The organism is Vibrio porteresiae DSM 19223 (genome assembly GCF_024347055.1).
GTDB classification, from domain to species: domain Bacteria; phylum Pseudomonadota; class Gammaproteobacteria; order Enterobacterales; family Vibrionaceae; genus Vibrio; species Vibrio porteresiae.
This window is the reverse complement of sequence record NZ_AP024895.1, coordinates 3,104,920-3,126,326: the sequence shown is the minus strand read 5'-3', so window position 1 is coordinate 3,126,326 and position 21,407 is coordinate 3,104,920. Positions and strand designations below refer to the sequence as shown.

The 21,407-nt window shown below is 45.3% G+C and carries 22 protein-coding genes; 7 read left to right on the top strand and 15 right to left on the bottom strand.

Annotation, left to right across the window (positions count from 1 at the left end; all coding sequences use genetic code 11):
- The first annotated feature begins 3 nt into the window (after positions 1–3).
- Positions 4–2,277 carry a DNA topoisomerase IV subunit A gene (gene parC / locus OCV11_RS14225; protein ID WP_261893640.1) on the top strand — a complete coding sequence of 758 codons (2,274 nt, stop codon included), beginning with the start codon at positions 4–6 and terminating at the stop codon, positions 2,275–2,277.
- A 60-nt stretch (positions 2,278–2,337) separates the two neighbouring features.
- Here parC and OCV11_RS14220 read toward each other — a convergent pair whose 3' ends face one another.
- The 14 genes from OCV11_RS14220 to nadC form a co-directional block, all read right to left on the bottom strand.
- Positions 2,338–2,790, bottom strand: a complete 453-nt coding sequence (locus OCV11_RS14220) for a DoxX family protein (protein WP_261893638.1) — start codon at positions 2,788–2,790, stop codon at positions 2,338–2,340.
- Positions 2,784–3,542, bottom strand: coding sequence for an HvfC/BufC N-terminal domain-containing protein (locus OCV11_RS14215; RefSeq protein ID WP_261893636.1), 759 nt, complete (start codon positions 3,540–3,542; stop codon positions 2,784–2,786). Before OCV11_RS14215 ends, OCV11_RS14220 begins: the two co-directional genes overlap by 7 nt.
- Positions 3,526–4,410, bottom strand: coding sequence for an MNIO family bufferin maturase (gene bufB, locus OCV11_RS14210; protein WP_261893634.1), 885 nt, complete (start codon positions 4,408–4,410; stop codon positions 3,526–3,528). The genes OCV11_RS14215 and bufB overlap by 17 nt, the downstream gene beginning before the upstream one ends.
- A gap of 19 nt (positions 4,411–4,429) precedes the next feature.
- Entirely contained in the window at positions 4,430–4,705 is a 276-nt protein-coding gene (locus OCV11_RS14205) for a BufA1 family periplasmic bufferin-type metallophore (RefSeq protein ID WP_261893632.1), read from the bottom strand.
- An 87-nt stretch (positions 4,706–4,792) separates the two neighbouring features.
- Positions 4,793–4,999 carry a zf-HC2 domain-containing protein gene (locus OCV11_RS14200; RefSeq protein ID WP_261893630.1) on the bottom strand — a complete coding sequence of 69 codons (207 nt, stop codon included), beginning with the start codon at positions 4,997–4,999 and terminating at the stop codon, positions 4,793–4,795.
- A complete protein-coding gene (locus OCV11_RS14195) occupies positions 4,996–5,625 on the bottom strand; it encodes a sigma-70 family RNA polymerase sigma factor (protein WP_261893629.1) in 630 nt (209 codons plus the stop codon). The genes OCV11_RS14200 and OCV11_RS14195 overlap by 4 nt, the downstream gene beginning before the upstream one ends.
- A 67-nt stretch (positions 5,626–5,692) precedes the next feature.
- Positions 5,693–5,887: a DNA gyrase inhibitor YacG gene (gene yacG, locus OCV11_RS14190; RefSeq protein ID WP_261893627.1), complete on the bottom strand. Its 195-nt coding sequence runs from the start codon at positions 5,885–5,887 to the stop codon at positions 5,693–5,695.
- A 42-nt stretch (positions 5,888–5,929) separates the two neighbouring features.
- Entirely contained in the window at positions 5,930–6,670 is a 741-nt protein-coding gene (zapD, locus tag OCV11_RS14185) for a cell division protein ZapD (RefSeq protein ID WP_261893625.1), read from the bottom strand.
- Positions 6,671–6,701: 31 nt separating this feature from the next.
- Positions 6,702–7,310 (bottom strand): dephospho-CoA kinase, encoded by a 609-nt coding sequence (gene coaE, locus OCV11_RS14180; protein ID WP_261893623.1) that lies wholly within the window; start codon positions 7,308–7,310, stop codon positions 6,702–6,704.
- Position 7,311: 1 nt separating this feature from the next.
- A complete protein-coding gene (locus OCV11_RS14175) occupies positions 7,312–8,181 on the bottom strand; it encodes a prepilin peptidase (protein ID WP_261893621.1) in 870 nt (289 codons plus the stop codon).
- Between the two features lie 113 nt (positions 8,182–8,294).
- Positions 8,295–9,512, bottom strand: coding sequence for a type II secretion system F family protein (locus tag OCV11_RS14170; RefSeq protein WP_261893620.1), 1,218 nt, complete (start codon positions 9,510–9,512; stop codon positions 8,295–8,297).
- Positions 9,509–11,164, bottom strand: a complete 1,656-nt coding sequence (locus OCV11_RS14165; RefSeq protein ID WP_261893618.1) for a GspE/PulE family protein — start codon at positions 11,162–11,164, stop codon at positions 9,509–9,511. Before OCV11_RS14165 ends, OCV11_RS14170 begins: the two co-directional genes overlap by 4 nt.
- A complete protein-coding gene (locus OCV11_RS14160) occupies positions 11,161–11,580 on the bottom strand; it encodes a pilin (protein WP_315972737.1) in 420 nt (139 codons plus the stop codon). The genes OCV11_RS14165 and OCV11_RS14160 overlap by 4 nt, the downstream gene beginning before the upstream one ends.
- A 197-nt stretch (positions 11,581–11,777) precedes the next feature.
- Complete coding sequence (gene nadC / locus OCV11_RS14150) at positions 11,778–12,665, bottom strand: carboxylating nicotinate-nucleotide diphosphorylase (RefSeq protein ID WP_261893616.1); 888 nt, start codon at positions 12,663–12,665, stop codon at positions 11,778–11,780.
- A 123-nt stretch (positions 12,666–12,788) separates the two neighbouring features.
- Here nadC and ampD point away from each other — a divergent pair, with 123 nt between their 5' ends.
- Positions 12,789–13,352, top strand: coding sequence for a 1,6-anhydro-N-acetylmuramyl-L-alanine amidase AmpD (gene ampD, locus OCV11_RS14145; RefSeq protein WP_261896310.1), 564 nt, complete (start codon positions 12,789–12,791; stop codon positions 13,350–13,352).
- On the opposite strand, the gene fldB is transcribed toward ampD, so the two are convergent.
- Entirely contained in the window at positions 13,349–13,867 is a 519-nt protein-coding gene (gene fldB, locus OCV11_RS14140; protein ID WP_261896309.1) for a flavodoxin FldB, read from the bottom strand. The genes ampD and fldB overlap by 4 nt on opposite strands.
- 248 nt (positions 13,868–14,115) lie before the next feature.
- On the opposite strand from fldB, the gene xerD reads away from it, so the two are divergent.
- The 5 genes from xerD to aceE all read left to right on the top strand — a co-directional run bounded on the left by xerD (position 14,116) and on the right by aceE (position 21,399).
- Positions 14,116–14,994, top strand: coding sequence for a site-specific tyrosine recombinase XerD (xerD, locus tag OCV11_RS14135; RefSeq protein ID WP_261896308.1), 879 nt, complete (start codon positions 14,116–14,118; stop codon positions 14,992–14,994).
- Positions 14,995–15,010: 16 nt separating this feature from the next.
- Positions 15,011–15,790: a bifunctional protein-disulfide isomerase/oxidoreductase DsbC gene (gene dsbC / locus OCV11_RS14130; RefSeq protein ID WP_261893615.1), complete on the top strand. Its 780-nt coding sequence runs from the start codon at positions 15,011–15,013 to the stop codon at positions 15,788–15,790.
- 47 nt (positions 15,791–15,837) lie between these two features.
- Positions 15,838–17,577, top strand: coding sequence for a single-stranded-DNA-specific exonuclease RecJ (gene recJ, locus OCV11_RS14125; protein ID WP_261893614.1), 1,740 nt, complete (start codon positions 15,838–15,840; stop codon positions 17,575–17,577).
- Between the two features lie 339 nt (positions 17,578–17,916).
- Positions 17,917–18,687 carry a pyruvate dehydrogenase complex transcriptional repressor PdhR gene (gene pdhR / locus OCV11_RS14120; RefSeq protein ID WP_261893613.1) on the top strand — a complete coding sequence of 257 codons (771 nt, stop codon included), beginning with the start codon at positions 17,917–17,919 and terminating at the stop codon, positions 18,685–18,687.
- A 48-nt stretch (positions 18,688–18,735) separates the two neighbouring features.
- Entirely contained in the window at positions 18,736–21,399 is a 2,664-nt protein-coding gene (gene aceE / locus OCV11_RS14115) for a pyruvate dehydrogenase (acetyl-transferring), homodimeric type (RefSeq protein ID WP_261893611.1), read from the top strand.
- Positions 21,400–21,407: the final 8 nt, after the last annotated feature.

Sequence of the window (21,407 nt, the reverse complement as noted above, 5' to 3'; positions counted from 1 at the left end):
TGAATGTCAACAGAGATGAGTTTTGAAGGTGTAGAGCAGTTACCTCTACGCCGTTTTACTGAAGACGCGTATTTAAACTACTCAATGTACGTCATCATGGATCGTGCATTGCCTTATATCGGCGATGGTTTAAAACCCGTACAACGCCGTATTATTTATGCGATGTCTGAGCTGGGGCTATCTGCTTCAGCAAAATATAAAAAATCGGCGCGTACCGTCGGTGACGTATTAGGTAAGTATCACCCACATGGTGATTCTGCTTGTTATGAAGCGATGGTACTGATGGCTCAGCCATTCTCTTACCGTTACCCATTGGTTGATGGTCAAGGGAACTGGGGTGCGCCAGACGATCCAAAATCGTTTGCGGCGATGCGTTATACCGAAGCGAAATTATCGAAATTTTCGGAAGTATTGTTGAGTGAGTTGGGGCAAGGCACTGTTGAATGGCAGCCGAACTTTGACGGCACAATGAAAGAGCCGAAGATGCTGCCTGCGCGTCTACCTCATATTCTTCTTAACGGGGTAACGGGTATCGCGGTAGGTATGGCGACGGATATTCCGCCACATAACGTACGAGAAGTGGCTGAAGCGGCGATCCATTTGATCGATAACCCAGCGGCTGAATTACGTGATCTAATGACGTTTGTTAAAGGGCCTGATTTCCCGACAGAAGCGGAAATCATTACGCCTAAGGCTGAGCTGAAAAAGATCTATACGTCTGGTCGTGGTAGCGTGAAAATGCGTGCTGTTTGGCATAAAGAAGATGCGGACATCGTGATTACCGCATTGCCACATCAAGTGTCTGGTGCCAAGTTGCTTGAGCAGATTGCCAACCAGATGCGCGCGAAAAAACTACCAATGATCGAAGACTTACGTGATGAGTCTGATCATGAAAACCCAACTCGTATCGTGATTGTGCCACGTTCAAACCGAGTGGATTGCGATTTGGTGATGAGTCATCTGTTTGCCTCAACGGATCTTGAAAAAAGCTTCCGTGTGAACCTCAACATGATCGGCTTAGATGGTCGTCCACAAGTGAAAGGCTTAGTACAAATTCTTTCTGAGTGGTTGGTGTACCGTCGCAATACTGTTCGTGCACGTTTGCAACATCGTTTAGATAAGGTATTGGCAAGATTGCATATTTTGCAAGGTTTGTTAATTGCCTTCTTAAACATCGATGAAGTCATCGAAATCATCCGTCATGAAGATGAGCCGAAAGAAGTGCTGATGGCACGCTTTGGGATCAGTGATATTCAAGCTGACGCCATTTTGGATACCAAGTTACGTCACTTGGCCAAATTGGAAGAGATGAAAATTCGTGGCGAACAAGATGAGTTGGAAAAAGAGCGTGAGAAACTGGAGCAATTGCTAGGTTCTGAGCGCCGCATGAATACGCTGCTGAAAAAAGAGCTTAAAGAAGATGCTGAGAAGTATGGCGATGATCGCCGTTCTCCTCTGGTTGAACGTGAAGAAGCAAAAGCGTTGACTGAACGTGATTTGCTACCTAATGAAGCTATTACAGTGATCATCTCCGACAAAGGTTGGGTGCGTCATGCTAAAGGGCATGATGTGGATTACATGGGCTTAAGCTATAAAGCGGGTGACCAATATTTGGCGCATGCGTGTGGTAAGAGTAACCAGCAAGCGATTTTCCTTGCGAGTGATGGTCGCAGCTACTCACTGGAATCACATACTCTGCCATCGGCGCGCGGCCAAGGTGAACCGATCACGGGTCGCTTGAATTTGGCTGAAGGGACTTCAATTCGCCAAGTTGTAATGGGTGAAGAAGAGCAGTTATGGCTAGTGGGTTCTGATGCGGGTTATGGCTTCGTATGTAAAGGCACTGATTTGCTGTCGAAGAACCGTAGTGGTAAAGCGTTAGTCAACTTGCCTGATAATGCGGAAATCTTGACACCTCAGCCAATTCAACGCATTGATGAAGATGAAATTTTAGCAATTACTGACCAAGGTCGTATGTTGCTGTTCCCAATTAAAGATTTGCCTCAGCTTAGCAAAGGTAAAGGGAACAAGATCATCAACATTCCTGCTGCAAAAGCCAAATCTCGTGAAGAAGTGGTCTCGCACTTGGTTGTTATCCCTCAAGGCGCTTCCATTACCTTGTATGCAGGCAAACGTAAACTGGGCTTGAAACCGGCTGACCTCGATAACTATCGTGGTGAGCGTGGTCGCCGTGGTGGCTTGTTACCTCGCGGTTTACAACGTGTCTCCTCGATTGAAATTGGTGAGTCTGACACGACGGCTTCGGAAGAAGAGTAACGGTTTAACCGTTCACTGTGTAAAGAGAAAGTGGAGCGATGCGCTCCACTTTTTTTGTATCTAGCTTTTTCTTTTTCGCCAATAGTGGTCGATGGAAAACGTACCACTGCCTTTCCACATTAATAGTCCTGCCAAACTTAGCCAAGTTAGATGCGTTGCGTAAGCACTAGGATAAACAAAGAGTTGGATGGTTAAGGTCATGATGGCAATGCCTAAAGCCGCCCAGCGTGTTAAAACACCTAACAACAGCATTATCGGCAAAAGGTGCTCGGCAACAGTGGCGAGGTAAGCAGCCAACGTTGCGTTGATGATTGGCAGGGCATACTCATATTCAAAGAGAAATAACGTAGTGTCTTTTAGATGCGGAATCCCCAATTGCCATTGCCCGGAAAGGATATTTAGCGCAAAACCTTCAACCTTGGTTTGTCCAGAAAGCCAGAATACAGAGGCTAAAGCAAGGCGAGACATCAGTAGTACAACCGTCTCTATTGAACGCTCCTTAAGTTTTAGCATGCGGTATCTCCAATTTGTCGAATAATGGGTAAAGAGAGAAATTCTCTAAGAGCCTGTTCTAGCTGGTTAGCCTCAAGCTGTTGACTAGCCTGTGCCAGTGAATGTCCCTGTTTGATCTCGCGCAGCAGTGAAAAGGTATTTTCACTGACAACACTGCAGCATCCAAACCACTCTTGTTTGTGCAATACCAAATACTCTTCTTTGCGCCAATTAGGTTCGTGAATCGGTGTGTTGATGTCTTGCTCTAGTGTGTGGTAAAGCGCGCCTATCGCAATTGGGCAGTGCCACAATTTAACCGTTGAACTTAATTGCCATCGGTGCTCCATGATGGATTGCGACTGACTAAGTAGTGCATTCAGTTGCTGCGAGCTAAAAACCGGCTCCTCTGCTGCGTGTGTCAGCTGCAACAACTCGTACTCCAATGCGGCAAGTAAGGGTATGTAGCTAAGATTATCTGGCAATTCCACTTGATCGATAAATGCAGGAAATTGGCCGCCATATTCACGTAATATCGGACTTTGTGGTAGCGACTCTTTGATAAATGCTAAAGCAACCGTATGAAAAATATCTTCTCCCATTAACTGAGCACATTTGGGAAAAATAGCATTGAGTGCTTCTAGCAATGAACGATGCACATTGTTGCGATACACATTGATCCGTTGCTGTTTTTCTTGTTGGGTGTTTCCTGATAGCAGTGGATAAAGAAGCTCATAATGACGATCACAAACCGATTGTTTAAAGAGCGAGTACATGTTTTTGCTTCTCTTGATGTAGCTGACGATACCGGTCGGCGTGATAGGCCTGTGAAAGCAACTCATCCAGAGGAGGAAGTTGACTATCCCACTCAATCAAAGTGCCGATGTCACCGGTTAATGAGAGCGTTTGTTGATAGAGCTGCCATACGTCCGCTTGGATTGGAGTGTCATGACTATCAATTCGTAGTGTGAGTTCTGGTTGAATATCGAGGTGATACCCTGCTAGATGAATTTGGCTAACGGCGTGCAATGGAAAATGGGCTAGATAGGTTGCGGGATCTGAGTGATGATTAAAACAACTCACCGCGACATTGTTGATATCGAGTAACAAGTCACAGCCAGTGCGGCGCACCATTTCACTTATAAATTCAGTTTCGCTGTAATCTTGCTGAGTGAACGTTACGTAAGTAGATGGATTTTCCATAAGTAATACCCGACCAAGGCGCTCTTGGATCTGATCTATATGGCGACAAGTCCGTTCTAAATGCGCGTTAGTGTAAGGAATGGGGAGTAAATCATTAAGAAAAGCATCGTCATAGTTCGACCAGGCTAAATGTTCAGAGAAAACCAGCGGTTCGATGCGCTCCACTAAATTGGCAACCCGCTCAAGATGTTCCCTGTTGATAGGTGCTTCTCCACCGATAGATAATCCGACACCATGAACAGTCACTGGGTAATCTTGGCGAACTTGTTGTAAATAATGGCGAAGTGGTCCTCCTGCAGAAAGGTAATTTTCGGCATGTATTTCCACAAAGCCTATCTGCGGTTTTTGCTCAATCAGGGCAGAGAAATATTGGGGCTTGAAGCTCACCCCACTTTGTTTGGGAAACTGACGGCGATGTTTACTCAAATCTAGTGTGGTCATCTTCTTGCCCCTGTATGGATTAAAATGCTTTTAGTTGGCCAAAACCTGTATTTGAGGTTGGAGATTCCATCTTCATACAGCTGCCTTTTTTGACTAACTTCCAAGCGTTACCTTGGTAATCCATTTTGGCTGTACCCGCACAGGATGTTCCTGGGCCAGCTGAGCAATCATTTTGTCCGGCTAAAGCAACGCCGTAGCATTTTTCCTTGGCGGCGGCTTGTGCGGGTAAGGTGACGGCTGATAGTGCAAGGGCTGACGTTAAAGCAAGAGCTAAAGTAGTTGTGTTGTGTTTCATGGGTGTTTCCTCACTCATTGGTTAGTTTGGTTTACCTTCATTAGTCGTACCGAATGAGTGAGGAATTACAGTGCAAAGAAAAAAAAGTTACTTTTTTTTCTGCTGGTCGTTGTCTGTGGATTCAGGATTGGAATAAGCTTTTGAAAGAGCTCGAATTTGATGCATTTGCTGACCAAAGCGACGGCAAGCACTGCAAAGGGTGATGTGCAGTTTAAGCGTCATTTTCTCTTTGGTGGTTAATGATCGATCTTGGCTTTCTGAAAGCAGGCGAGTTGCTTGTTTACAGTTCATCATGAGGGCTGCTCCTGTTCAAACCAACGAATTTCTAAACATTCACGCAAGCGTAAACGCGCACGATATAGGGTGACATTTAAGTAGTTGCCACTGATGTTTTCGTTACTGCAAATCTCTTCACTATCGAGTTCCAAAAACTCACGCATCATAAAAAGTCTGCTGTATTTTTCAGGCATCATGCGTAAGCAGGTATCAAATATGCGCCAAAAGTGCTGATTCTCGGCTTGATTCTCTGGATCATGCCATTCTATCGGTCGTTCATGTTTGTGCCAGTGACCACGTTCATCAAACAGTTTTTCGAGCAGTGCATCACCGTGTAAGCCAGAACCATCAGCCAGATCTTCCGCGGCTGTGAAACGTTTTTCCTTACGCAGTAGATCGATCAGCTTATTTTTCAATATGGCAAACACCCAAGTTTTAAGAGCGGCTTGGCGTGAAAATTTTTCTCGATATTGATAGGCAGCCAGCATGGCTTCTTGCACGGCTTCTTCTGCAAGAGCTTCGTTTTGGATTTGCAGAATAGCGAACTTCAGCATCTGAATTCGCAGTTGCTCGAATTCAAGTCCTGAAAAGTGATTGAGTGGATTACTCTCTGGAGAGTCGTCTAAAGGGGATGTGGTCTGCATAATTGTCCTCTGCGAGTTATCGTTGATAGTTTAGACGATGGCAGAGGACAAATAGTGACAATAAAGATTAAGATTCTTCTGACCAACCTTCAGCATCAGAAAGATCAGGTGCGCCAGGAATGGTTTTTTCTTCATTTGCCCATTCGCCAAAATCGATCATTTGGCATTTTTTACTACAAAATGGACGGAAAGGGCTTTTATCGCTCCATTCAACAGGTGAACCACATTGTGGGCATTTCACCACAGTAGGTTTATTCGACATGAAATTTCCTATTACTTTTTATTGCTGATTCGCTTCAATCAATTAGCTGCAAACGGCTAACTGGAAGGTAATGTCTTGTGTGCTCGCTTGACCCGATTTGAAGTCGATGAACTTGATGGCAAAGCGGTTTTTATGCCCAGATATCATCGGGTAAACACCGAACTCCATAGGGATCGCAAGACGAATGATATTGGCATCAACAGCATCACCTTGATAGAAGCCGGCTTGTGCCAATTTATCTTTGAAATAACCCGTTTCTCTGGTCAGTTTCAACCAAAGATTCAAAGCATCTGATAAGGGTTTTAAGGTGCTCATCCATTCACTGGCATCATTCACTTTTTGTTCAAAGCTTTGGTGAAGCCAGTAATGCAGTGCTGGAAGATCAAAACAGCAAGATCCACCAGGCAAGTTAAAGCGTTGGCGAATCGCACTTAAGAAACGATCTTCCTTAAGCGATTGTCCAAATCGTTCCGCATTCATCAGAGTGCGGTGGACCCCATCAACATCGCGGAGTAACTGAAGTAGAGTCTCTTGATCAACGCCATCCACGTTCAGCCAGCTTCGGTAGGTTTGTCTCTGTTTTTCGATATCTTTAGCCAATTCACTTTTTAACTGAATTTGCTCAAAAATTTCCAACAGATCAAACAATGATCGGAAAAACAGCTGGTGCTGGATCGCGTCACGGAACTGCGATGCTTGAAGCATCTGGTTGAGTAATGCCTCTACACGAAGATAAATACGCGTTTTTTCATTGAGCGGATGTTCGAACTTATGTGTAGTCATCTAGCTAGCCTATGTTTCTTTGGCCCTATTCTCACCGATTTTCCCTGCTTAATGCTAGGTACTTTTGGTGCAATTCTGCAATTTGCGGCAAAAGTTCTTGGTTTTTGTCGTCATTTCTTATGACATCATCAGCAATGGCTAAACGCTGCTCTCGAGTTGCTTGCGACGCCAAAATCGCGCGAGCCTGTTTTTCACTCACTTGATCTCGCATCATGGTACGTTCAATTTGGATCGGTTCAGATACATCGATCACTAAAATACGATCCGCCATCGATTGCAACTGATTTTCCACGAGTAAAGGCACGACCAATAAACCATATGGAGAAGTGACTTGTGCCAGTTGTCGCTGCATTTCTTGGCGAATCATGGGATGCAAAAGCTGATTGAGCCACTGCTTTTGTTGCTCATCATGAAAGATGATCTCTCGCAATTTAGGGCGATTAAGCACGCCGTCATTAGTGACGATATCAGAACCGAAATGTTCCATGATCGCGTTTAGACCAGCCGACTCTGGTTCAACAACTTGGCGAGCGACAATATCGGCATCGACCAGATCAATGGCAAAATGGTGATGAAATAGATTTGCGACAGTGGTTTTACCACTGGCAATACCACCTGTTAATCCAACAATCAAAGACATGTTACCAACCTAAAAATGAACGCAAATACCAAGTAATGATCGAGTTACCCCAAAGAAGGCTAATCCATCCGGCAATAGCAAGATAAGGTCCAAACGGAAACGCAGTTTCTAGCCCTTGCTTTTGGAGTTTTAGTTGCACTAAACCAAAGCACAGTCCCACTAAGGAGGAAAGGAGAATGATGATCGGCAATTGTTGCCAACCTAGCCAAGCACCTAATGCAGCTAACAGTTTAAAGTCACCGTAACCCATCCCTTCTTTGCCTGTGAGCAACTTAAATGCCCAGTAGAGAGACCAAAGCACCAAATATCCGGCCATAGCGCCGATCACGGCATCGGTGAGCGATACCGAAGTCAGGCCCAATAATGCCATAGCTAATCCCGCCCAAAGTAAAGGCAGGGTTAATTGATCCGGCAAAAGCAAAGTATCAAAGTCGATAAACGTGGCCGCGATTAAGACAAAGGTAAAAAACATCAGTCCTAAGGTATAAGGGCTGTAACCGAACCGGTCGGCTAACAGATAACACGCGAGTGCGGTAATGATTTCGACACAAGGGTAACGGGCGGAAATCGGTTCATGGCAGTGATGGCAGCGTCCTTTAAGTAGCAACCAACTTAGCACTGGAATGTTATCGATAGCGCGAATTTGCGTATGGCACTTTGGGCAGCGAGAACGGGGTTTGCTAAGAGAAAGTGTCTGCTTAGGCGGTTCAATATGGTACTCAGGGAAACTTTCTGCACACTCTTGGCGCCACTCTTGTTCCATCATCTTGGGTAGGCGGTGAATAACGACATTCAGAAAGCTACCAATAATTAAGCCAAAGAGGGTGGCAAACAGAGTGAAGAGCCAAGGGTAATAAATGAATATGTCCATGCGTGAAGAGAACTTCCTCTGAAAGCCGCAGTTAGCCGTTAGTAATGAATCATGATAGTAATGAAGAGTCTCTATGAGCTTAAGCTCTAGCCCTCCTCAACCGTGAGGCCATACTAACTCAAGATGCTAGCTAAATTAAAGATAGGAAGATACATAGCGATCACTAAACCGCCAATCACCAAGCCGAGTAACAGTATTAGGACGGGTTCCATCAATTTTTCCAACGTTTCGAGCCGCTGTGTAACGTCTTGTTCGTAGATCAGTGCCACTCGAAACAACATCTCTTCTAGCTTGCCACTCTCTTCACCAATCATGGTTAATTGGATCAAAGTTTCAGGAAAACAAGGATGGCGTCGTAATGATTGGTGCAATGTTTCCCCACTCGAGATCCTAGTGATGACATCGGGAAATAGACTCAGTAAATAACGATTACTCACACTGTCCATCGCCATCTGTAAACCAGTAAGAATGGGAACGCCGGCTCGTAAACTGGTCGCTGTCGTTGAGCAGAATCTTGCTAGCTCACTGCGCAACAATACTCGCCCTAGTATGGGTAATGAAAGTGCGACCTTGGCTAAATAGTAGTTGATTCTTGGCCACTTAGCTTGGCTAATGCGAAAACTTATCGCCCCCAGAATGATCACTAACAGTAGGTAAAGGCTTGAGTGACTTAACCAATTTGAGAGTGAAATAACCTGCTGAGTTAACCAAGGCAGTTTCGCGCCAAAACTATGGAAAAGGTCAGCAAATTGAGGAATGACCAACACCAGCATGATGTAGCAGACGATGATCGCGACCAATAGCACCATAATGGGATAGATCATCGCTTTGAGCATTTTTTGTCGCAATTGTTCTTTCTGTTCCATGTACTGGCTGAGTTTAGCGAAGACCTCAGCGAGTTGCCCATGCTGCTCGGCCGATTTCACTAAGCTGATATAGAGTGAATCAAAAAAGTGACTGGACCGTTTTAAAGCGGTGGAGAGTGGTGTGCCAGCAATAATAGTGTGTTGGATCTCAGCCAATAATGAGCGCATTTCGGCTTTTTGATGATGTAAACGAATTAAGCAAATCGATTCTGCTAATGGGACGCCGCTACTGAGTAGTGTTGCCAATTGGCGCGTGAAAAGATGAATATCTTTAGTCGTCACGCGATGTTTCCATTTAACGACTAAGCCAATCTTACGACTATGAATCGATGTAATCTGAATACTACGTTGTTTGAGATAAGTGATAACTTCTTGCTCACTTCGTGCAAGATATTTCCCCTGACATGGAGAGCCATTGCTATCCTGTCCGGTCCAGCAATAACAAATAAGAGGGGCTGAACTCATGAATGATTCTCTAACGGGATAAAGAGATCAGGAACCACTCGTAAACATTCTGCCAATGTGGTTTCTCCAGCCAAGATAAGCTGTTTTGCCGCGTTAGCCAGCGAATCAATAGCGGTGTTATTTTGCTGATGATGTTTCAGTTGGGCTGAAACTGGTAGAAGTTCAAATACCCCGATTCGACCAGCAAAACCGTTGTGACAATGTAAGCAACCTGGCGTGTGCGCTTGATAAAGAGTGTGCTCAGGAGCTAACTGCAATAACTGTTGGGCTTGTGGCGATGCAAGGCTAAGGTGCTTACAGTGACCACACAGTTTGCGCACCAACCGTTGAGCAATAATTAAGCTTAATGACGCCTCAAGATGATAAGGTTCGATGCCCATTTGTTGTAAGCGCAGTATCGTTTCCGCTGCAGAGTTCGTGTGTAAGGTCGACAGCACTAAATGACCGGTCTGAGCGGCTTTGACGGCAATGAGTGCGGTTTCTAAATCACGAATTTCGCCAATCATCATCACATCAGGATCTTGGCGAAGTAGGGCGCGCAGAACGTGGGCAAAGTCGAGACCAATCTTGCTATTAATGGCTATTTGATTGATTCCGTCCAAAGCGATCTCAATTGGATCTTCGGCGGTTGAGATATTCAAAGTCTCTTTATCTAACAACTGCAGGGCGGTATATAAGGTTTGGGTTTTACCGCTGCCCGTAGGACCTGTGACTAAAATTAGCCCTTGCGGACGGTGTAATGCCTGCTGAAATAATGTTTGTTGCTCTTTTGAAAGACCTAAATCGGCTAAACAAGCATGTTTTACTTGTGTATTCAGTAGGCGTAATACCATTTTCTCGCCCCACTGGGTGGGAATGGAAGAGAGACGAATATCGAGCCAAGTATCTGCGGTAAGAGGGTAATGAATGCGACCATCTTGCGGTAAACGACGTTCTGCAATATCTAACTGCGCCATGATCTTGAGTCTTGCTGAAAAACGCCGTTGAGAATGTGCAGGCAAACGCTGCTCTTCCTTCAGAATGCCGTCACAGCGAAAGCGAATTCGGTAATGCTCTTTGTAAGGTTCAAAGTGAATATCTGAGGCCTTGTGATCGTAAGCGCTGCGAATCAACTGATGTAAATGCGTGGCAATCGGAGACGCTGCATTGTTAAGCTCCTCTTGTTCACTGTTCTCTGATTCCTCTGCCCAAGGAGCATCGAGGCTATAGCGTTTAGGGGGTTCTTTAATGCTGCCAAAAAGTGTTGCTAAAGCTTGAGTGATCTCTTCATGTGGCACTAATACCATGACAACTCTGCGCCCAGAAGCAAATTGAAACTCGTGTTCTAGTTGTGACTGAGTTGGATCGGATACGGCGATGGTGATTTGTGTCGGCGTGGTTTGAATAGGAATTGCGTGGTAGTGCAATAACAGCGATTTTAACGGAGAGGCTTGATTGTGACTTAGCCAGTCATATTGTTCTAAATGAACCCTTGGCAATGTAAGTCGCTCACTTAGCTCTGTGCAAAGCTGGTCATCGGTGATAATCCGAGAGCTGATAAGCGCATCGATTGGATTGAGTCTTTGAGTTTTGCAGCGCTTTTCTAGCGATATCACTTGTTCTGGCGAGAGTAATTGCGCTTGAGCTAACAGTGTAAAAAGTGGGGTATTCATAGGCAACTCACCGGTTTTAGGCTGTTGTCCATCTCATGCGGTAAGGTCATATGACATTGCCAACCTGTCGTTTCATCACGGGAGAGAATGGCAATCGCACCATCTGGTGAATGGAAACGAAACACCAAGCTTTCATGTTCGATGGAAAGCGTACCCAGCCGAGAGCTATCCGCTTTGATGCCCAACATGGCGAGATCAGAGTTGCTATTGAGCGCCCCATTTTGCTGTACATACAGTTCCGCTGGCGCGGTTAATCCTTTTAGTACGGCAATGCCAGCAGTGAGCTGACTTTTCGCCACATAATCCCGGTAGGAAGGAACGGCAATCGCGGATACGACCGCAATGATCGCCACCACGATCATCAGTTCGATAAGACTAAAGCCGCGGTTTAATCGTCGATTTCGACTGGGCAACATATACATACTCCAGATTGCTTTGGAGCAGATAAGCTAAAAAGGGTATAGATAATTGCCTAGTAGAGAAAAGGCGTGTTGCGAGAGGGTTAAAGAAACCCCTTGGGAAAAGGTCGTATATGACAATATGTTTTGCGAGTGACGACGCAAATAGGCATAGCAGTTAGGGCGTCAATTTCGCCCTAACGAAGCCAAGCGAGTTACACAAAACGCATGGAGAGATCCAAAGCGCGAATGTGCTTAGTTAATGCACCGACTGAAATATAATCAACGCCAGTCTGAGCATAAATACGCAGATTTTCTAACGTAATATTGCCCGAGTTTTCTAAAGCTGCGCGTCCCGCATTGATCTCGACAGCTTTGCGCATCATCTCTAGATCAAAGTTATCGAGCATGATGATATCAGCGCCCGCATCGATCGCTTCTTGCAGTTCGGCTAAGGTTTCGGTTTCGACCTCAACAGGTTTGCCTGGGTTAAGCTGTTTTGCTATTGCAACCGCTTTGGTTATTCCACCGCAGGCCATGATGTGATTTTCTTTGATGAGGTAGGCATCAAACACGCCGATACGATGGTTATATCCACCGCCACAGGCAACCGCATATTTCAAAGCACTACGTAAACCTGGGATGGTTTTACGCGTATCTAATAAACGGCAATCGGTTCCTTCCAGCTCTTTAACATAACGAGCGGTAGTTGTTGCACAGCCAGAGAGCGTTTGGATGAAGTTCATCGCATTGCGTTCCCCGGTAAGTAATGTGCGTGCGGGGCCCTTTAATGTACAAAGTGTTTGATTCGGGACAAGAACATCGCCATCGTTGACATGCCATTCAATCGTGACCTCTTGGCCCAATTGATTAAATACTTCATCAGCCCATAAGCGACCGCAAAAAATCCCCTCTTCACGAGTGATGATCTTAGCTTGTCCCTGCGTATCTTCGGGAATTAGGCTGGCGGTGATATCACGAGTTGCATCAACACAGCCACCTAAGTCTTCGGCTAAAGTGTCACGGACTGCACGCGTAATATCTTGGGTAAGGTGTTGTTTTAAATACTCTAGTCGCTGCTGGCTGTTATGGGTTTCTTTCATGGATAATCAGTCTTCGATTGATAGAGGTGATGAATCATACCGTCACTGTACAGCAAATACAGTCTTTATTTTGTTCAATGACGCAGTAGAATCATAGCAGAGGAAAAAAGGAAGATGTTCAAGATGATAAAAGACGGTTGGCTTACGAATGCAAGGCATGTCCCTTCACCATTTTTTGATGAGCGTAGCGATGCGACGGATATTTCATTGCTTGTTGTGCACAATATTAGTTTGCCGCCAGGAAAGTTTGGCGGGCCGTACATTGAGCAGTTTTTCCAAGGCCAATTAAACCCAGATGAGCATCCTTTTTTTAAGGTCATCCATCAAATGGGCGTGTCGGCTCATTGTCTTATTCGGCGTGATGGGGAAGTCGTGCAGTTTGTGCCGTTTCATGCCAGAGCTTGGCATGCAGGGAAATCTTCTTTTGCGGGAAGAGAGCGCTGCAACGATTATTCGATCGGGATTGAATTGGAAGGAACGGATTTTGTCGCTTATACCGAAGCTCAGTATGTCGCGCTAACCGAAGTAACATTAGCCTTGATGGCAACCTATCCACAGATGACATTGCCACGCATTACCGGCCATCAATACATTGCACCACTGCGTAAAACGGATCCCGGATTAGTTTTTGATTGGCCTAGATTTCGTCGTGGCCTTATGCAATCCGGGATGAAGCATCGTTATTAAAGGGCGTCGTGATATTCCGTTAGAATCTGTTCAATCCAAGTGGCGATACGTTCGTCACTCTCTTCATACTGAGAATCTTCATCTAATGCTAGACCTACGAAATGAGTGCCTGAAGGCAGTAGCGCTTTAGACGCTTCAAAATCGTAGCCTTGATTTGGCCAATGGCCCAGAATGTGAGCGCCGACTTTACAGACTTCATCATGTAGCAGCCCCATGGCATCAAGGAACCACTCGCCATAGCCTTCTTGATCGCCTAAACCAAAGAGAGCGACATATTTGCCATTTAAGTCTACGTTGCTCAATTGATCCCAAATAGCGCTCCAATCTTCTTGGATTTCACCAAAATCCCAAGTTGAAATGCCGAGGATCAGAAAATCGTAGTCATTCATTTGGGTGAGGGGAGTTTCTTTGACGTTATAGATATCCACTAGCTCTTCACCCAAAATAGCGCGCATTTTTTCAGCGGCCATTTCGGTGTAACACGTCGTTGAGCCATAAAACAAACCTATCTTCATCATTTTTTCTTCATTAATCGAGCTGAGTGGTGAATTCTAACCATAAATTGTCTTCAGTTGCATTCCTTATCCAATAAAAGGGAGGCAGACTTTGGGTGGTTTGCCTATGAAAACGTGGCACACTTGGCTCTCAGCAGTGCTTTATTCGGCTCTTGCTTGGGTGTATTCACGATTTATGGTATTTACTTCATATATAACCTAACGGTATCGAGGCACATGTGACAGAGGTTTTTTCTCCCGACCAAGGAATGGTAGAGCAGTTTTTAGATGCAATGTGGATGGAAAGGGGATTATCAGAAAATACATTGGCATCTTATCGTAATGATTTAACTAAGCTGCTTAATTGGATGCAAGAACGTAACTATCGTTTAGATTTTATTAGTTTTTCAGGGCTGCAAGAGTTTCAATCTTGGCTGGTGGATTGCGATTACAAACAGACCTCTCGAGCAAGAATGCTCTCTGCTATCCGCCGTCTTTTCCAATATTTACATCGAGAGAAAGTTCGCGCTGACGATCCTAGTGCGTTGTTAGTGAGTCCTAAACTGCCCAAGCGGTTACCGAAAGATTTAAGTGAAGAGCAAGTAGATGCCTTACTTGAAGCGCCGGACACCAACGATCCGATTGAACTTCGCGATAAAGCGATGCTCGAACTTTTATATGCAACTGGGCTTCGTGTTACTGAACTGGTATCACTTACCATGGAAAACATTAGCTTACGCCAAGGCGTTGTTCGTGTTATTGGTAAAGGGGGCAAAGAGCGTCTTGTGCCAATGGGAGAAAATGCGGTGGACTGGATTGATACCTTTATCCACACTGGACGCGCTGAACTCCTTGGTGAAAGTACCTCTGATGTGGTTTTCCCCAGTCGGCGTGCCCAGCAGATGACCAGACAAACTTTTTGGCATCGAATCAAACATTATGCTGTTATTGCGGGCATTGATGTGGATAAGCTTTCACCACACGTGTTACGTCACGCTTTTGCAACGCACTTATTAAATTACGGTGCAGATTTGCGTGTGGTCCAGATGTTATTAGGTCATAGTGACTTGTCTACAACACAAATTTATACTCATGTTGCCACTGAGCGACTGAAACAACTCCATCATGAGCACCATCCAAGGGCTTAATAACAAGGTGATTTTAATGAAATTATTGCGAAAAATACTGCTTTTGACCTTACCTATATTGGCGTTGGTTGGTGGTACGACAGCAGCAGTAGCTGCTTCATCACCAAGCACGACTGAAGCCAAAGCTCCTGCGGTGGATCTTGATTTATTCAAAACGCGTTTTGGTCAATTGGGTCTACAAGTGACCGATGTGGTAGCGTCGGATATTGCTGGCTTACTTGAAGTTCATACCAATGGTGGCGTGGTATTCGCTACGCCAGATGGTAAACAGTTTATCGCTGGTACGCTTTACGGCATGGACAAAAATGGTCAATACGTGGATGTATTGGCTAAACGCCAAGCACCGCTGAATGCGAAGAAAATTGCTCAATACCGTAACGATATGATTGAGTACAAAGCGAAAAACGAAAAATACGCCATCACGGTCTTTACTGATATCACGTGTGGTTACTGTGCGAAACTGCACAGTCAGATGAAAGAGTACAACGATGCGGGGATTACCGTGCGTTATCTGGCTTTCCCTCGTCAAGGACCTGTCGGTCAAGTGGCAACACAGATGGCCTCTATTTGGTGCGCTAAAGATCCAGCAGAAGCGATGAATGTGGCGAAACGTGATCACAAACTTCCAGAAGCGGAAGGCGATATTGAGCAGTGTAAGCAAAAAGTCGCCGACCACTATCAATTAGGAAGAGAATTGGGGGTGAATGGCACTCCAGCGATTTTCTTGCCTAACGGTGAAATGATTGGTGGTTACATTCCACCACAACAGTTGTTAGCTCGCTTGCAACAGCAATAATCGTTAATGGATTTTAGCCTCTCGGTGACGAGAGGCGATGTAGAAGTATGATTGAAATTCAAAGAAGACCAGAGCCAGAACTGTCACTGCTACCCGATTCCATTCCAGAGCTGCTACGTCGTCTCTATTTGAGTCGAGGGGTGACGGATTTGGCTCAATTGGAAAAAAGTGCTCGTGGCTTACATTCCTATCAAAAGCTCTATGGCATTGAGCAAGCAGTAGAGCTGCTGTTTCATGCAGTAGAACAACAGAAACGGATTATTATCGTTGGTGATTTTGATGCCGATGGTGCGACGAGCTCAGCGCTTTCGGTTTTGGCGCTTCGAATGCTCGGGTGCCGTAACGTCGACTATTTAGTACCCAATCGTTTTGAAGATGGTTACGGTTTAAGTCCTGAAGTGGTTGAACAAGCGATCGCTCTCGGTGCCGAGATGATCATGACGGTCGATAACGGCGTTTCGTCAATCGAAGGGGTGAAAACGGCAAAACAGCATGGCTTGCAAGTGCTGGTCACCGATCACCACTTACCGGGACGTGAGTTGCCTGACGCCGATGCGATTGTTAACCCTAATTTGCATGAGTGTGATTTCCCATCAAAAGCGCTGGCAGGTGTTGGCGTGGCGTTTTACCTGATGATGGCGCTGTGCGTTTACATGCGCAAAGTAGGGTGGTTTGCTAAGCAAGGCATCGCCGAACCTAAATTGATGGAATTGATCGATTTGGTTGCGCTAGGAACCGTAGCGGATGTAGTGCCACTGGATGAGAACAATCGCATTTTGGTTCATCAAGGCTTGCAGCGTATCAGGGCGGGTCAAGCGCGTCCGGGGATTCAAGCATTGATTGAGGTGGCCAAAAGAGATGCTCGTCGTTTAGTCGCGGCCGATTTTGGTTTTGCTTTAGGTCCGAGAATCAATGCTGCCGGACGTTTGGATGATATGTCGTTTGGTGTCGAACTTTTAATGAGCAACAACATCCATGCTGCACGTCGTATGGCGAATGAGCTAGATGGCTTGAACCAAACTCGTAAAGAGATTGAAGAAGGCATGAAGCAAGAAGCGATGGCTTTTTGTGAACGCTTGCAGTTCAAAGGTGATAAAGCCTTACCTTACGGATTGGTGCTGTTTCAAAAAGATTGGCATCAGGGCGTGATTGGCATTCTTGCTTCCAGACTCAAAGAGCAATTTCACCGTCCTGTGATCGCGTTTGCCGATGGTGGTGATGGCATGATCAAAGGATCTTGCCGTTCGATCCCAGGTTTACACATGCGAGATGCACTTGATCGGATCGATAAGCAGCATCCGGGGATCATCATGAAGTTTGGTGGTCATGCGATGGCGGCTGGTTTAACCATTCCTGAACGAGAGTTTGATCGTTTTGCTCGCCTATTTGATGAAGCGGTTCATCAGGAGTTGGATGATTCGCAGCTCAAAGGCGTGATTCTTAGTGATGGCGAATTACTACCTGAACAGTTTTCGATGACGGTGGCGGAGATGATTCGTTCAGGAGGTCCTTGGGGACAAGCGTTTCCTGAGCCGATTTTTGATGGCGAGTTTAAAATCCTGCATCAGAAGTTAGTCGGAGAGAAGCATCTCAAGTTAATGTTGGAGCCACTATTTAAAGGCCTGCCGACAAACGTGATGATTGATGGAATTGCCTTTAATGTCGATTTACGGCGTTGGCCAGATGCATCAGTTAAACTGGTAAGACTTGCTTATCGTTTAGATATCAACGAGTTCCGTGGTAACCAATCATTGCAGCTTATGATTGAGCATCTAGAACCACGCTAATTCCGCGCTATTGTGAGAGAAAAGAGCAACTTTACGAAAGTAAGTTGCTCTTTTTATTTGTGAATTTTTTCTTTTACCGACGTGACCCACACTTTTAACATTCATTGCCCATTTCAATGGTTTTTGCTCAATACCTGTATAAAAAATGTGACTTTATTCAGAGCGCTTATTAAAGAATGCTGACACTTCTGTTACCAAACTGTTTAACCCTTACTTGTTCTATGATTTAGGTCAACTTTTATCTGGACATCTGTGTTTTATTTATGTTAATTTCTCCGTCACCTTGAAATTGGTATTACCAATTGCCTGCATAAATCTAAGAGCAAAGAACAATAAATTATGGCTTATCAAAGGATTCGTCAGCCAAAACTCTCTGATGTTATTGAACAAGAGTTAGAGCGGCTGATAGTGGAAGGCACACTCGCTCCGGGTCATCAACTTCCGCCAGAAAGAGAATTGGCAAAGCAGTTTGATGTATCACGTCCTTCCGTCCGGGAAGCTATTCAACGTTTAGAAGCCAAGCGCTTGCTAACTCGTCGTCAAGGAGGGGGAACCTTCGTGAGCGAAAGCATGTGGAAGAGTTTTTCTGATCCGTTACTTGATTTGTTGTCCAGCCACCCTGAAACCCAGCTTGATTTGCTGGAAGCGCGTCATGCGCTAGAAGGGATTGCCGCCTATTTTGCAGCGTTGCGTGGTACTGAAGAAGATTTTGCTGTTATCAAGTCCGCCGTGGCGAAAATAGGCAGTATTGAAGAAGAATCGGACGTGGAACGAGAATCGCCCGTCGTAATGGAGTTCCTTATCTCCATTGCTGAAGCAGCCCACAATGTGGTGTTGCTCCATATCATACGTAGCCTTGCCCCATTACTTGAGCAGAATATCGCACAGAATTTTAAATTATTACGCCGCCGCCCTGAAGCGGTGGAGAAAGTAAGTAAGCACCGAGCTAACATCGTGGATGCGATCGTTTCTGGTCAGCCAGAGAAGGCGCGTGAAATGTCACATTCGCATTTAGCTTATATCGAAGAAACATTGTTGGATTTGGGTCGAGAAGAGTCTCGCAGAGAGCGTTCTCTACGTCGAATTCAGCAGGGTAATGAGTCGCAATAAGCGACCATTGCGATTCTAATAATCCAACCAACAGAAGGATAGATCGCCATGTCTGACATGAAGCATGACGTAGATGCACTGGAAACTCAAGAATGGTTGTCCGCTCTTGAGTCAGTTGTACGTGAAGAAGGCGTAGAACGTGCTCAGTTCTTGTTAGAAGAAGTTCTTGAGAAAGCGCGTCTTGACGGCGTTGATATGCCAACAGGTATCAACACTAACTACATCAACACCATCCCAGCCGACAAAGAACCGGCTTACCCTGGTGATACCACTCTAGAACAACGTATTCGTTCCATCATCCGTTGGAACGCAATCATGATCGTTCTACGTGCCTCTAAGAAAGATTTGGAATTGGGTGGCCACATGGCTTCTTTCCAATCTTCAGCTGCGTTTTATGAGACATGTTTCAACCACTTCTTCCGTGCTCCAAACGAGAAAGACGGTGGCGATCTAGTTTACTATCAAGGTCACATCTCTCCAGGGATCTACGCACGTGCGTTCGTTGAAGGTCGTCTAACTGAAGACCAACTAGACCACTTCCGTCAAGAAGTTGATGGTAAAGGTATTCCTTCATACCCACACCCTAAATTGATGCCTGAATTCTGGCAATTCCCAACTGTATCTATGGGTCTTGGTCCAATCGCATCTATTTACCAAGCACGTTTCCTAAAATATCTAGATGGCCGTGGTCTTAAAGACACGTCTGAACAACGCGTATACGCGTTCCTAGGTGACGGTGAAATGGACGAACCAGAATCACGCGGCGCAATCTCTTTTGCTGCTCGTGAAAAACTGGACAACCTATGCTTCGTTATCAACTGTAACCTACAACGTCTTGACGGCCCAGTAATGGGTAACGGTAAGATCATTCAAGAACTTGAAGGTCTATTCAAAGGCGCTGGTTGGAACGTTGTAAAAGTAATCTGGGGTAACAACTGGGATTCACTTCTAGCGAAAGATACTTCAGGTAAACTGCTTCAGTTGATGAACGAAACCATCGACGGCGACTACCAAACATTCAAATCTAAAGATGGTGCTTACGTACGTGAACACTTCTTTGGTAAATACCCAGAGACTGCAGCACTTGTTGCTGACATGACTGATGACCAAATCTTCGCTCTAAAACGTGGTGGTCACGAGTCTTCTAAACTGTACGCAGCGTTCAAAAACGCACAAGACACTAAAGGTCGTCCAACTGTAATCCTAGCGAAAACAGTTAAAGGTTACGGCATGGGTGATGCGGCAGAAGGTAAGAACATCGCGCACCAAGTTAAGAAACTGGATATGACTCACGTTCAACAAGTACGTGACCGTCTAGGTCTACAAGACCTTGTTTCTGACGAAGCTCTAAAATCACTACCTTACTTGAAACTTGAAGAAGGTTCTAAAGAGTACGAATACCTACACGCTCGTCGTAACGCTCTACACGGTTACACTCCTCAGCGTCGTACCCACTTCTCTGAAGATCTACAAGTTCCAGCACTAGAAGAGTTCCAACCTCTACTAGAAGAACAAAAACGCGATATCTCTTCAACAATGGCGTTCGTTCGTACACTGAATACTCTTCTTAAGAACAAGAGCATCGGTGAGCGCATCGTTCCTATCATTGCTGACGAAGCACGTACTTTCGGTATGGAAGGTCTGTTCCGTCAAATCGGTATCTACAACCCGAACGGTCAGGAATACACTCCTGAAGACCGTGGCGTTGTTTCTTACTATAAAGAAGCAACTTCAGGTCAAGTTCTACAAGAAGGTATCAACGAGCTAGGTGCAATGTCTTCATGGGTTGCTGCTGCAACTTCATACAGCACAAACAACCTACCAATGATCCCATTCTACATCTACTACTCTATGTTCGGTTTCCAACGTGTTGGCGACATGGCGTGGATGGCAGGCGACCAACAAGCTCGTGGTTTCCTACTAGGTGGTACTGCTGGTCGTACAACTCTAAACGGTGAAGGTCTACAGCACGAAGATGGTCACAGCCATATTCAAGCAAGCACTATTCCTAACTGTGTTTCTTACGACCCAACTTTCGCTTACGAAGTTGCTGTTATCGTTCAAGATGGTATCCGTCGTATGTACGGTGAGAACCAAGAAAACGTGTTCTACTACCTAACACTAATGAACGAAAGCTACGCAATGCCAGCAATGCCAGAAGGTGCTGAAGAAGGCATCCGTAAAGGTATCTACAAACTAGAAACTTACACCGGTAACAAAGGTAAAGTTCAGTTGTTGAGCTCTGGTACTATCATGAACGAAGTTCGTAAAGCTGCTCAAATTCTGAGCGATGATTACGGCGTAGCGTCTGACGTTTACTCTGTAACTTCATTCAACGAACTAGCTCGCGATGGTCAAGATGCTGAGCGTTACAACATGCTTCACCCAGAAGCTGCAGAGAAAACTCCTTACATCGCAACTGTAATGGGTACTGAACCTGCAATCGCTGCAACTGACTACATGAAGAACTACGCAGAGCAAGTACGTGGTTTCGTACCTGCTGAGTCTTATAAAGTTCTTGGTACTGATGGTTTTGGTCGTTCAGACAGCCGCGATAACCTACGTCGTCACTTCGAAGTGAACGCATCATACGTAGTTGTTGCAGCTCTTAACGAACTAGCAAAACGCGGTGAAGTTGAAAAATCTGTAGTTGCTGAAGCAATTAAGAAATTCAACATCGATGTAGAAAAAACTAACCCACTACACGCTTAATTGAAGGT